Source organism: Pseudomonas sp. NFXW11 (genome assembly GCF_049887815.1).
Classification (GTDB): domain Bacteria; phylum Pseudomonadota; class Gammaproteobacteria; order Pseudomonadales; family Pseudomonadaceae; genus Aquipseudomonas.
This window is the reverse complement of the sequence record NZ_JAGEKI010000002.1, coordinates 481,654-494,643: the sequence shown is the minus strand read 5'-3', so window position 1 is coordinate 494,643 and position 12,990 is coordinate 481,654. Positions and strand designations below refer to the sequence as shown.

The window sequence follows — 12,990 nt, the reverse complement described above, 5'->3', positions numbered from 1 at the left end:
TCGGCTTGTTTTTTGCCCGCCAAGACCTTCAGTGGATAGGGTGTTATGTCCGGAAAAGCGCAACAGCAGTCTCGCCTCAAAGAGTTGATCAGCCGTGGACGTGAGCAGGGTTACCTGACTTACGCGGAGGTCAACGACCACCTGCCGGAGGATATTTCAGATCCGGAACAGGTGGAAGACATCATCCGCATGATCAACGACATGGGGATCAACGTATTCGAGAGTGCTCCGGATGCGGATGCCCTTTTGTTGGCCGAAGCCGATACCGACGAAGCAGCAGCTGAAGAAGCCGCTGCAGCGTTGGCGGCTGTGGAAACCGACATTGGTCGCACTACCGACCCAGTGCGCATGTATATGCGTGAAATGGGCACGGTAGAGCTGCTCACACGTGAAGGCGAAATCGAAATCGCCAAGCGTATCGAAGAGGGCATCCGCGAAGTGATGGGCGCAATCGCGCACTTCCCTGGCACCGTGGATCACATCCTCTCCGAGTACGATCGCGTCACCAGCGAAGGTGGCCGCCTGTCCGACGTCCTCAGCGGCTACATCGATCCGGATGACGGCATCACGCCGCCTGCTGCCGAAGTTCCGCCGCCTGTCGACAAGACAGCCAAGGAAGAAGACGACAGCGACGACGAGGAAGCCGAATCTTCCGACGACGAAGAAGAAGCCGAAAGCGGTCCTGATCCGGTCATCGCGGCCCAGCGCTTCGGCGCCGTTGCCGAGCAGATGGAAATCACCCGCAAGGCGCTGAAGAAGCACGGTCGCGATAACAAGACGGCAATCGCCGAAATGCTCGCCCTGGCCGAGCTGTTCATGCCGATCAAGCTGGTGCCCAAGCAATTCGAAGGCCTGGTCGAGCGCGTCCGTAGCGCCCTGGACCGCCTGCGTCAGCAAGAGCGCGCGATCATGCAGCTCTGCGTCCGTGATGCACGCATGCCGCGTGCCGACTTCCTGCGCCAGTTCCCGGGCAACGAAGTGGATGAAAGCTGGACCGAGGCCCTGGGCAAGGGCAAGAGCAAGTACGCCGAGGCCATCGCCCGCCTGCAGCCGGACATCATCCGTTGCCAGCAGAAGCTCAGCGCACTTGAAGCCGAGACCGGCCTGAACATCGCCGAGATCAAGGACATCAACCGTCGCATGTCGATCGGTGAGGCCAAGGCCCGCCGCGCGAAAAAAGAGATGGTTGAAGCCAACTTGCGTCTGGTGATCTCCATCGCCAAGAAGTACACCAACCGTGGCCTGCAGTTCCTCGACCTGATCCAGGAAGGCAACATCGGCTTGATGAAAGCGGTGGACAAGTTCGAATACCGTCGCGGCTACAAGTTCTCGACCTATGCCACCTGGTGGATCCGTCAGGCGATCACTCGCTCGATCGCCGACCAGGCCCGCACCATCCGTATTCCGGTGCACATGATCGAGACGATCAACAAGCTCAACCGCATTTCCCGGCAGATGCTGCAGGAAATGGGTCGCGAACCGACCCCGGAAGAGCTGGGCGAACGCATGGAAATGCCTGAAGACAAGATCCGTAAGGTATTGAAGATCGCTAAAGAGCCGATCTCCATGGAAACCCCGATCGGTGATGACGAAGACTCCCATCTGGGCGACTTCATCGAAGACTCGACCATGCAGTCGCCAATCGATGTAGCCACCGTTGAGAGCCTGAAGGAAGCGACCCGCGAAGTACTCTCCGGCCTCACCGCTCGTGAAGCCAAGGTCCTGCGCATGCGCTTCGGCATCGACATGAATACCGACCACACCCTTGAGGAGGTAGGTAAGCAGTTCGATGTGACCCGTGAGCGGATTCGCCAGATCGAAGCCAAGGCGCTGCGCAAGCTGCGCCACCCGACGCGAAGCGAGCATCTGCGCTCCTTCCTCGACGAGTAAGCCCAAGACCCCCAGCCCTGCTGGGGGTTTTGCTTTTTACCGCTCCCACACACCCCCGCCGCGCAGCCCGTCTACACTCGAAGCATTCTCCTGTGCCATAAGAGACGGTTATGCCCAGACTGTCGGCCATGCTCCTGCTGGCGCTGCTTACCTGGACCGCAACGGCTGGCGCGCTGACTCTTACCGACGAAGAACGTGGCTGGCTCAAGACTCACCCGGAACTGCGCCTGGGTGTGGACGCCTCCTGGCCGCCCTTCGAATATCGGGACGAGGAAGGCCGTTATCAGGGCCTCGCGGCAGACTACATCCACCTGATCCAGCAACGCCTGTCCGTCACCCTCCAGCCCATCGAGCCCGCCAGTTGGACCGCCGTGCTCGACGACGCCAGGCAAGGCAAACTGGATCTGCTACCGGGCATCATGTCGACCCCCGAGCGCCAGAGCTACCTGGCCTTCACCCGCCCCTATCTCGACTTCCCCATCGTCATCCTCGCCCACACCGGCGGCAAGCAGCCCCAGAGCCTGCAGGAACTCTACGGCCTCAAAGTGGCGGTAGTGGAAAACTACGCCCCTCATGAACTGCTGCGCACCCACCATCCGGACCTGAATCTGGTGGCCCTGCCCAACGTCAGCTCGGCACTCCAGGCCCTGGCCACCGACGAGGTGGACGCCGTGGTCGGTGACCTGGCCTCCAGCGTCTGGAGCCTGCGCCAGCTCAAGCTCGATGGCCTGTATGTCAGCGGCGAAACCCCGTACCGCTACCAATTGGCCATGGGGGTACCGCAAAGCAACAAGATCCTGGTGGGCATCCTCGACAAGGTGCTGGCCGACATCAGCCCGGAAGAAATCAGTGCCATCCAGCAACGCTGGGTCGGCAGCGTGCTCGACCACCGGACCTACTGGCAGGACGTGCTGACCTACGGCCTGCCCGGCCTGCTGTTGCTGGTCACGGTGCTGGCAGTGGTGATTCGCATCAACCGCCGCCTGAGCTCGGAAATCTCCCGCAGGGTGGCCCTGGAACAGGAACTGCGCAGCAGCGAGTACCACTACCGCAGCCTGGTGGAAAGCCTATCGGCGATTGCCTGGGAAGCGCGCGTCAGCGACTTCACCTACAGCTATGTATCGCCCCATGCCGAGGCCCTGCTGGGCTATCCGCTGCCGCACTGGCTGATCCCGGGATTCTGGCGCAACATCATCCACCCCGCCGACCTGACCCGCGCCCAGGCCTTCTGCGACCACGAAGTCCAGGCCGGGCGCGACCACAGCCTCGACTACCGGGTCATCACCGCCGATGGTCGTTGCCTCTGGGTGCGAGACATCGTCAGCCTGATCGAGCACGGTCATGAGCCGGTGATGCGCGGCCTGATGATCGATATCAGCGAAACCAAGCACACCGAAGAAGCGCTGCGCCTGTCCGAACAGAAGTTCGCCTCGGTATTCCAGCAATGCCCGGACATCCTGGTCATCGCCCGCCTGGCCGATGGCTGCCTGCTTGAGGTCAACAACGCCTTCGAGGAACAGATCGGCCTCAGCGCCAGCCAGGTCATCGGCCAAACCGCCACCGAACTCAGCATATGGGGCATCGAGGGTGTCGGCCCCAGCCTGCTGCAACGCTTGCAGGCCGGCAGCATTCGCAACCTGGAAATGCCCTTTCGCCGCCACAACGGCCAAGTCTTCACCGGCCTGATCTCGGCCGAGCCCTTTGACCTGGACACCACCCCCGCGCTGGTGGTGGTAGTGCGCGATATCAGCCAGCTCAAGGAAACCCAGCAGCAACTGCAGATTTCCGAGGAAAAGTTCGCCAAGGCCTTCCATGCCTCCCCCGATGGCCTGTTGCTGAGCCGCCAGCACGATGGACTGCTGCTGGAGGTCAACGAAGGCTTCAGCCGCCTCACCGGTTTCAACAGCGCCATGTCCCTGGACCACTCGACCCTGGACCTGGGAATCTGGGTCAACCTCAACGAGCGCAAGCAAATGCTCGACCTGCTGCAACGAGACGGTTTGGTCCGGGATTTCCGCTGCCACATCCGCCGCAGCGACGGCCAGATCCGCCTCTGCGAGCTGTCGAGCCGACCGCTGCCCATTGGCGGCGACGATTGCATGCTGACCATTGCCCGGGACATCACCGAGCGCCAGCAGATGCAGGAAAAACTGCAACAGGCCGCCACGGTATTTGAAAGCACCGCCGAAGGCGTACTGATCACCGACACCCAGCAACGTATCAGTGCGGTCAACCGCGCCTTCAGCGAGATCACCGGCTACAGCGAAAGCGAAGCCCTGGGACACACGCCGCGCCTGCTGGCCTCGGGCCTGCACGACAGCGCCTTCTACGCCGCCATGTGGCATCAACTGACTGTCGAGGGCCACTGGCAGGGCGAGATCACCAACCGCCGCAAGAACGGCGAGCACTACCCCAACTGGCTGACTATCAACGCCGTGCGCAACAAGGATCGGGGCATCACCCACTTTGTCGCGGTGTTCGCCGATATCTCCAGCCTCAAGCATGCCCAGGCCCGACTGGACTACCAGGCCCACCACGACCCCCTGACCGGCCTGCCCAACCGCACCCTGTTCGAAAGCCGCCTGCTGAGCGCACTCAACAACCAGCAAGACAGCGGCGGCCAGGGCGCCGTGCTGTTCCTCGACCTGGATCGCTTCAAGCACATCAACGACAGCCTCGGCCACCCGGTGGGCGACCTGCTGCTCAAGGGCATCGCCGTGCGCCTCAAGGAGCAACTGCGCGATATCGATACCGTCGCCCGCCTGGGCGGCGACGAATTCATCATCCTGCTACCCGGCCTGCACCAGCCCAGCGACGCCGACTACATCGCCGGCAAACTGCTGAACTGCTTCAGTGCACCCTTCCAGGCCGGCGAACACGAGTTCTTCATCAGCGCCAGCATCGGCACCAGCCTCTATCCCAAGGACGGCTGCGACGTCGCCACCCTGATCAAGAACGCCGACGCGGCCATGTACCGTTCCAAGGCCAAGGGCCGCAACCGAGTGGAAAGCTACACCCGCGACCTCACGGCCCAGGCCAGTGAACGAGTGGCCCTGGAACACGAGTTGCGCCGGGCCATAGAGCGCAACGAGCTGTCCCTGTACTTTCAGCCCAAGATCAGCCTCAGCAGCCAGGAACTAGTGGGCGCCGAGGCGCTGATCCGCTGGCGCCACCCCAGCTTTGGCGACGTGCCCCCGGAACACTTCATTCCATTGGCCGAGGAGAACGGCACCATCCTGGTCATCGGCGACTGGGTACTGGAACAGGCCTGCCAACAGCTCAGCAGTTGGAACCGCAGCCATGAGAGTTTCGGCCCACTGTCGGTCAACCTGGCCGGCGCCCAGTTGCGCCATCCGAGCCTGCTGGGGCGCATCGAACAGTTGCTGCGCGACTACGACCTGCAACCGGGGATGCTGCAGCTGGAAATCACCGAGAACTTCATCATGAGCCAGGCCGAGGAAGCCCTGGCGGTACTGCACCAGCTCAAGCAGCTGGGGGTGCAACTGGCCATCGACGACTTCGGCACCGGCTACTCGTCCCTGAGCTACCTCAAGCGCCTGCCCCTGGATTTTCTCAAGATCGACCAATCCTTCGTTCGCGGCCTGCCGGACGATCCCCATGACGCAGCCATAGTCCGCGCCATCATCGCCCTGGGGCGCAGCATGCAATTCACGGTGATTGCCGAAGGCGTGGAAAACCAGGACCAGCAGACCTTCCTCGCCATGGAAGGCTGTGAACAGATCCAGGGCTACATCGTCAGCCTGCCGCTGGAGGCCGAGGAGTTCTGCGCGACCTTCCTGCGAGTCCGGGTTTCCAACTTTTCGGATAGCACTGCCGAGAAACCGTCGCTATAATCCGCGGCCTACTGAGGGCCTATAGCTCAGTTGGTTAGAGCAGAGGACTCATAATCCTTTGGTCCACGGTTCAAGTCCGTGTGGGCCCACCAAATTGAAAGCCGCGCATTGCGCGGCTTTTGCGTTTCTGTGGTTCGCCGGCTAGCAGCGGGACAATCCGCGAGGCTGTAACATGCTCGCTCCCTCGATAGCCGTGCTGGAGCTCCACCTTGTCCGATAGCCGCCCTCCCGTTCTTGACGAAGTCGACCGTCAACTGATCGCTGCCCTGCAGATCAACGCCCGTGAAAGCGTGGCGATGCTGGCCCGGCAGTTGGGCATCGCCCGCACCACCGTGACCTCACGCCTGGCACGCCTGGAGAAGAGCCGAGTCATCACCGGCTACGGCGTGCGCTTGGGGCAGCGGGTGGTCGATGGCGGTTTGCAGGCCTATGTGGGCATCAAGGTCCAGCCCCGCTCCGGCAAGGAAGTGCTGCGCCGCCTGAGCGGCATGGCCCAGGTCCAGCAACTCTGTGCGGTCAGTGGCGAGTTCGACTATGTGGCCTGGCTGCGCACCGAGTCGCCGGAACAGCTGGACCAGTTGCTGGACCAGATCGGCAGCGTCGATGGCGTGGAGAAAACCACCACCTCGATCATCCTCAGCAGCAAGATCGATCGCGGGCATGCGCTATAGAGCTTGACGCGCAGGGATGGGCACCCGTCGATATGCTCTATAATTTCGTCACACTGATAAATAACAACGCATAACGACGACAGATTGCGTCTTATTTACGTGTTTCACCCTCTCTAGAATAGCTGCCATCTTTTCCTATACTCAGCACTTCGCTGAGCCGCCCGCCAAGGTCAGCCATGAACAAGAACAATCGCCATCCTGCAGACGGCAAGAAACCAGTCACTATTTTCGGCCCCGACTTTCCTTTCGCCTTTGACGACTGGATCGAGCACCCCGCCGGCCTGGGCAGCATTCCCAAGGACCAGCACGGCAGCGAAGTGGCGATTGTCGGCGCCGGTATCGCCGGGCTGGTGGCGGCCTACGAGCTGATGAAGCTGGGCCTCAAGCCGGTGGTCTATGAAGCTTCGAAGATGGGCGGTCGCCTGCGCTCCCAGGCCTTCGAAGGCGCCGAGGGAATCATCGCCGAACTGGGCGGCATGCGCTTCCCGGTGTCGTCCACCGCCTTCTATCACTACGTCGACAAGCTCGGCCTTGAGACCAAGCCCTTCCCCAACCCGCTGACCCCAGCGTCGGGCAGCACGGTGATCGACCTCGAAGGCCAGACCCACTACGCCCAGAAACTTGCCGACCTGCCGGCGCTGTTCCAGGAAGTCGCCGACGCCTGGGCCGATGCCCTGGAGGACGGCGCGCGCTTCGGCGAGATCCAGCAGGCCATTCGCGAGCGCGATGTGCCACGCCTCAAGGAACTGTGGAACACCCTGGTGCCGCTGTGGGACGACCGCACCTTCTACGACTTCGTCGCCACCTCCAAGGCCTTCGCCAAGCTGTCCTTCCACCACCGTGAAGTGTTCGGCCAGGTGGGTTTCGGCACCGGCGGCTGGGATTCGGACTTCCCCAATTCGATGCTGGAAATCTTCCGCGTGGTGATGACCAACTGCGACGACCACCAGCACCTGGTGGTGGGCGGTGTCGAGCAGGTGCCCCTGGGCATCTGGCGTCACGTGCCCGAGCGTTGCGCCCACTGGCCGGCCGGCACCAGCCTCAGTTCACTGCACCACGGCGCGCCACGCGCCGGGGTCAAGCGCATTGCTCGGGCCGCCGACGGCCGCTTCAGCGTCACCGACAACTGGGGCGACACCCGGGAATACGCCGCCGTGCTGACCACCTGCCAGAGCTGGCTGCTGACCACCCAGATCGAATGCGAGGAGTCGCTGTTCTCGCAGAAGATGTGGATGGCCTTGGACCGCACCCGCTACATGCAGTCGTCGAAGACCTTCGTCATGGTCGACCGGCCGTTCTGGAAGGACAAGGACCCGGAAACCGGCCGCGACCTGATGAGCATGACCCTCACCGACCGCCTGACCCGCGGCACCTACCTGTTCGATAACGGCGACGACAAGCCGGGGGTGATCTGCCTGTCCTACTCGTGGATGAGCGATGCCCTGAAAATGCTCCCGCAGCCGGTGGAAAAACGCGTGAAGCTGGCCCTGGATGCGCTGAAGAAAATCTACCCGAAAGTGGATATCGCCAGCCGCATCATCGGCGATCCGATCACCGTGTCCTGGGAAGCCGACCCGCACTTCCTCGGCGCCTTCAAGGGCGCGCTGCCGGGCCACTACCGCTACAACCAGCGGATGTACGCGCACTTCATGCAGGACGATATGCCCGCCGAACAGCGCGGCATCTTTATCGCCGGTGACGATGTGTCCTGGACCCCGGCCTGGGTCGAGGGCGCGGTGCAGACTTCGCTCAACGCCGTGTGGGGCATCATGAAACACTTTGGCGGCGCCACCCATTCGGAGAACCCGGGGCCGGGTGATGTGTTCCATGAAATCGGCCCGATCGCCCTGGCCGACTGAAGACCGGGCTGCTACATGCGCGAAGCCCCTTGCGGGGCTTATCCTCGCTTGCGGCAGCCGCTACAGTGGCCAGTCAGCCAGCAAGAGGAGTGAAGACCATGCGCGTCGCCCTGTACCAGTGCCCGCCACAGCCATTGGATGTAGCCGGTAACCTGCAACGCCTGCATCAGGTGGCGATGGAGGCCACCGACGCCGACCTGCTGGTGCTGCCGGAGATGTTCCTCAGCGGCTATAACATCGGCATCGAGGCCGTGGGCGCCCTGGCGGAAGCCCAGGACGGCCCCTCGGCGCAACGCATCGCCGCCATCGCCCAGGCCGCCGGCACGGCCATTCTCTACGGCTACCCGGAACGCAGCAGCGATGGCCGGATCTACAACGCCGTGCAATTGATCGACGCCCACGGCCAGCGCCTGTGCAACTACCGCAAGACCCATCTGTTCGGTGACCTCGATCATTCGATGTTCAGCGCCGGAGCCGATGATTTCCCCCTGGTGGAGCTCAACGGCTGGAAGCTGGGGTTCCTGATCTGCTACGACATCGAGTTCCCGGAAAACGCTCGACGCCTGGCCCTGGCCGGTGCCGAACTGATCCTGGTGCCGACGGCCAACATGATTCCCTACGACTTCGTCGCCGATGTGACCATCCGCGCCCGGGCCTTCGAGAACCAGTGCTACGTGGCCTACGCCAACTACTGCGGCCACGAGGAGCCGATCCGCTACTGCGGCCAGAGCAGCATCGCCGCCCCGGATGGCAGCCGCATTGCCCTGGCCGGGCTGGATGAAGCGCTGATCATCGGCACCCTGGATCGCCAACTGATGGCCGACTCCCGGGCGCTGAACCGCTACCTTGCCGATCGCCGCCCCGAGCTTTACGACGACCTGAGCAAGCGCTGATCTGCGTATATCCGCTAGCATGGGCGCTTCTCTGTTCTGGAAGTGCTCATGCCCGCGCCGAATCACCCCCTGCCCCATCTTGCAACCCTGGCCAACGGCCTGCGGGTTAGCCTGCTGCATGCCCCCCATTTGAAGCGTTGCGCAGCGGCGCTGCGAGTGGCTGCCGGCAGCCACGATGTGCCCCAGGCCTGGCCGGGCATGGCGCATTTTCTTGAACACCTGCTGTTTCTCGGCACCGAACGCTTTCCCGGCGAACAGGGGCTGATGGCCTATGTCCGGGGCCAGGGCGGACAACTGAATGCCAGTACGGGCGAGCGCGCCACCGAGTTCTTTTTCGAACTGCCGGCGAGCGCCTTCGCTGGGGGCCTGGAACGCCTGTGCGACATGCTCGCCCAGCCGCGGCTGGACCTGGCAGAGCAGCGCCGGGAGCGTGAAGTAGTGCACGCGGAATTTATTGCCTGGTCCCGGGATAGCGCTGCGCAACGCCGCTTCGCGCTGTTCGATGGGTTATCCGCCGCTCACCCGCTGCGGGCCTTCCATGCCGGCAACCGCTACAGCCTGAATTTGCCCAACACGGCCTTCCAGCAGGCCTTGCGACAGTTCCACCAGGACTACTACCAGGCCGGACAAATGACCCTGAGCCTCGCCGGCCCGCAGCCTCAGGCAGAACTCCAGGCCCTGGCCGAAGGTTACGGCGCAATGCTTGCGCCGGGCGAACACCTCGACCAACAACTGCCACCGCCCCTGCTGACGAGCCAACCGGCAACTTATCAACAGCTCGCCGCGCAACGCCTGGACCTGCTGTTCAGCCTCGAGCAGTTGCCTGCGGGCGCCGCATCGGCTCTGGATTTTCTCTGCACCTGGCTGCAATCCGCCCAGCCCGGCGGGCTGCTGGCCAAGCTTCAGCAACGTCAACTGGCCCGCAGCCTGAAGGCCGAAACCCTGTATGAGTTCGGCGGGCAGGCCCTGCTGCACCTGGAGCTGGGCCTGACCAGCTCCGATGCAACGGCGGCGCCACAGATCCGCGAGCTGCTGAACGATTGGCTGGCCTTTTTCAGTGCCCAGGCGCAATGGCCGGAACTGCGCGAGGAGTACGCCTTGTTGCAGCAACGCCGGTTGCAAGCCGGCACAGCCCTGGAACTGGCCCGCTGGGGCAGCCGGCCAAGTGCCGCCGGTTTGGATGAACAGGGGCTGGCGGCCCTCAAGTGCCTGCTGGGGCAGTTGCTACCGCAGCCTGTGGACAAGTTTCAGGGCGACTGGCAGCTGCCTGCAGCCAATCCCTTTTTGCGCAGCAACGTCGAGGCGCCCAGGGCTGGATTGATCCGCGGCCAGACCAGCGCCCATCGAGGGCTGCGTACCTTTGCCCAGGACCGCTCCCGCAGCCGCCGGGCCAACCCGGCCCTGGAGTTCAGCCAGGCCCTGCCGGTAGATGTCACCCAAGGCAGCCTGACCCTGCGCTGGCGCCTGGCGGAGCCGGCGCCTAAAGCGTTGCATCGGCGTTTGCGGCATAGCCTGGAACCTTTGCGCAACGATGCCCGGCAAGCCGGCGTGGAACTGAATTTCAGCCTCTGCGGTGCAGACTGGCTACTGCAATTGCGTGGTTTGCACGCCCCCATGCCCGCCGTGCTGCAACAGGCCTTGAAGTGCCTGGAGCATCCCGCGCAATGGTTCTGGCAGAAATCACCAGAAGCTGATCAAGCCCCCGCGATGCCCATCCGCCAACTGCTCGAGGCATTCGGCGAACAGCCTCGGCCCGGCACCCAGATGGCGCTGGAACCCCTGGGCCTGCAAGCACTGTGGGCCGGCGCGCGCTGGGACGGGCTGGCCCTGGCCTTGCCCGCGGCAGTTCAGGAAGCCCTCGGCCGAGTCTTGCAACAGGTACCGGGAACGCCGGACGCCAACCTTTGCCACGGCCCGGAAACCCTTGCCGGCCATCACTGGCAACCGCTACCCGGGGATAGCTCGGAGCAGGCGCTGCTGCTGTTCTGCCCGACACCCAGCGCCAGCCTGGCCGATGAAGCGGCCTGGCGCCTGCTCGAGCGGATCTGCCAGACGCCCTTCTACCAGCGCCTGCGGGTCGAGTTGCAACTGGGCTATGCAGTGTTCAGTGCCATTGGCCAACGCAACGGCCAGAGCGGATTGCTGATGGGCGTGCAGTCCCCCAATACCCCGATCACGGAAATACTCGAGCATCTGGAAGAATGCCTGCAACGAGTGCCCGAACAGTTGCAAAGCCTTGATGAGCACGCCTGGACTGCACAAAGAGAGGCTCTAGCCCAGGGGTTCCAACCCCAGGCCCTGCCTCTGGAGCAGGCCGCCGAACTGCTCTGGCAGGCGAAACTGGCGGGCCGTCCGTCGGACTATCTGCTACAGCTGCAGGCCAGCATCCAAGGCCTCACCCCAGCGGCCGTGAAGCAGGCTGCCGAGCAACTGCGAACCGCGACCGGCGGGCGCCAGGCACTGGCTAACGGGCCCTGTCCGGGCTCGCCCTGGCAAGTGACGGAATGATCATTACCGTTGCTGCAATGAGCTTTCTTCAGAATTGCAGGCAAGCGCCGATGGGAATTTAGTAACATAGCCCCCTAAGCATCTGAACATCTCCGGCCGGAGGTGGACTATATGTATAGGCAATACCCGTCCCACCCACCTCAAGGAGCATCGTCATGACTTGGTCCAAACCTGCTTACACCGACCTGCGCATCGGCTTCGAAGTCACCATGTACTTCGCCAGCCGCTGATTTCTGTCTCAACCCAGAAAACCCAGCGCAACGCCTCGGCCCGTCCGGGGCGTTTTCATTTTCAGTTATCCGTCTTTTCAAGTGGTCATCCCAGGGAGCACCCATGTTTGTCCAGATTCTAGGTTCCGCCGCCGGCGGCGGTTTTCCGCAGTGGAACTGCAACTGCGTGAACTGCGCCGGGTTTCGCGACGGCAGCCTGCGAGCCCAGGCCCGTACCCAATCGTCCATCGCGATTTCCGATGACGGGGTGAACTGGGTCCTGTGCAACGCCTCCCCGGACATTCGCGCCCAACTGCAGGGTTTTGCCCCCATGCAGCCAGGCCGTGCCCTGCGCGACACCGGGATCGGCGCCATCATCCTCATGGACAGCCAGATCGACCACACCACCGGCCTGCTCAGCCTGCGCGAGGGTTGCCCGCATCAGGTCTGGTGCACCGACATGGTCCACGAGGACCTGAGCACCGGCTTCCCTCTGTTCAAGATGCTCAGCCACTGGAGCGGCGGCCTGAACTGGAACCGCATCGAGCTGGACCAGAGCTTCAGCATTCCGGCCTGCCCCAACCTGCGTTTCACCCCGCTGCCCCTGCGCAGCGCCGCGCCACCCTATTCACCGCACCGCTTCGACCCGCATCCCGGGGACAACATCGGCCTGATCGTCGAAGACCTGCGCAGCGGCGGCAAGCTCTTCTACGCCCCGGGCCTGGGCAAGGTCGACGCAGCACTGCTGGAGATCATGGCCGGCAGCGACGTGCTGCTGGTGGACGGCACTCTCTGGGAAGACGATGAAATGCAGCGCCGCGGCGTTGGTACCCGCACTGGCCAGGAAATGGGCCACCTGGCGCAGAACGGCCCCGGCGGCATGCTCGAAGTGCTGGAACAGTTGCCACGCCAGCGCAAGGTGCTGATTCACATCAACAACACCAACCCGATCCTCGACGAGGACTCCGCCGAACGTGCCGAACTGCTAAGCCGAAAGGTGGAAGTGGCCTACGACGGAATGAGTATTGAGCTGTAGGGCAGACCGCCCACAAGCTCGACCTCAGAACCTTGGACCCTTTGCGTAGGAGCGGGCTTGCCCGCGAAAT

8 protein-coding genes and 1 tRNA gene are annotated in these 12,990 nt (G+C 63.2%); all 9 read left to right on the top strand.

The features are described 5' to 3' along the window. Positions 1 to 45: 45 nt before the first annotated feature. The 9 genes from rpoD to pqqB all read left to right on the top strand — a co-directional run bounded on the left by rpoD (position 46) and on the right by pqqB (position 12,920). The gene (gene rpoD, locus J4P02_RS05530) at positions 46 to 1,890 is read left to right on the top strand and encodes an RNA polymerase sigma factor RpoD (RefSeq protein ID WP_426188558.1); all 1,845 of its coding nucleotides are present in this window, start codon (positions 46 to 48) and stop codon (positions 1,888 to 1,890) included. Positions 1,891 to 2,000: 110 nt separating this feature from the next. Continuing rightward, entirely contained in the window at positions 2,001 to 5,744 is a 3,744-nt protein-coding gene (locus J4P02_RS05525; protein WP_426188556.1) for an EAL domain-containing protein, read from the top strand. A 15-nt stretch (positions 5,745 to 5,759) separates the two neighbouring features. Next, positions 5,760 to 5,836 (top strand) — tRNA-Ile (locus J4P02_RS05520). Positions 5,837 to 5,953: 117 nt separating this feature from the next. Continuing rightward, complete coding sequence (locus tag J4P02_RS05515) at positions 5,954 to 6,415, top strand: Lrp/AsnC family transcriptional regulator (RefSeq protein ID WP_426188554.1); 462 nt, start codon at positions 5,954 to 5,956, stop codon at positions 6,413 to 6,415. A 176-nt stretch (positions 6,416 to 6,591) separates the two neighbouring features. Continuing rightward, entirely contained in the window at positions 6,592 to 8,274 is a 1,683-nt protein-coding gene (locus J4P02_RS05510; RefSeq protein ID WP_426188552.1) for a flavin monoamine oxidase family protein, read from the top strand. A gap of 98 nt (positions 8,275 to 8,372) precedes the next feature. Further along, on the top strand, positions 8,373 to 9,167 hold the full coding sequence (locus J4P02_RS05505; RefSeq protein WP_426188550.1) for a carbon-nitrogen hydrolase family protein: 795 nt from the start codon (positions 8,373 to 8,375) through the stop codon (positions 9,165 to 9,167). Between the two features lie 48 nt (positions 9,168 to 9,215). Further along, on the top strand, positions 9,216 to 11,675 hold the full coding sequence (gene pqqF / locus J4P02_RS05500) for a pyrroloquinoline quinone biosynthesis protein PqqF (protein WP_426188548.1): 2,460 nt from the start codon (positions 9,216 to 9,218) through the stop codon (positions 11,673 to 11,675). A 155-nt stretch (positions 11,676 to 11,830) separates the two neighbouring features. After that, positions 11,831 to 11,905 carry a pyrroloquinoline quinone precursor peptide PqqA gene (gene pqqA, locus J4P02_RS05495; RefSeq protein ID WP_003194766.1) on the top strand — a complete coding sequence of 25 codons (75 nt, stop codon included), beginning with the start codon at positions 11,831 to 11,833 and terminating at the stop codon, positions 11,903 to 11,905. A gap of 103 nt (positions 11,906 to 12,008) precedes the next feature. Beyond that, positions 12,009 to 12,920 (top strand): pyrroloquinoline quinone biosynthesis protein PqqB, encoded by a 912-nt coding sequence (gene pqqB, locus J4P02_RS05490; RefSeq protein ID WP_426188546.1) that lies wholly within the window; start codon positions 12,009 to 12,011, stop codon positions 12,918 to 12,920. The last annotated feature ends 70 nt before the right edge of the window (positions 12,921 to 12,990 follow it).

What these genes read in the sequence shown, in the direction of transcription:
- J4P02_RS05505 (WP_426188550.1), top strand. Translation starts at nt 8,373, where the DNA reads ATGCGCGTCGCCCTGTACCAGTGCCCGCCACAGCCATTGGATGTAGCC.
- rpoD (WP_426188558.1), top strand. Translation starts at nt 46, where the DNA reads ATGTCCGGAAAAGCGCAACAGCAGTCTCGCCTCAAAGAGTTGATCAGC.
- pqqF (WP_426188548.1), top strand. Translation starts at nt 9,216, where the DNA reads ATGCCCGCGCCGAATCACCCCCTGCCCCATCTTGCAACCCTGGCCAAC.
- J4P02_RS05525 (WP_426188556.1), top strand. Translation starts at nt 2,001, where the DNA reads ATGCCCAGACTGTCGGCCATGCTCCTGCTGGCGCTGCTTACCTGGACC.
- pqqB (WP_426188546.1), top strand. Translation starts at nt 12,009, where the DNA reads ATGTTTGTCCAGATTCTAGGTTCCGCCGCCGGCGGCGGTTTTCCGCAG.
- J4P02_RS05510 (WP_426188552.1), top strand. Translation starts at nt 6,592, where the DNA reads ATGAACAAGAACAATCGCCATCCTGCAGACGGCAAGAAACCAGTCACT.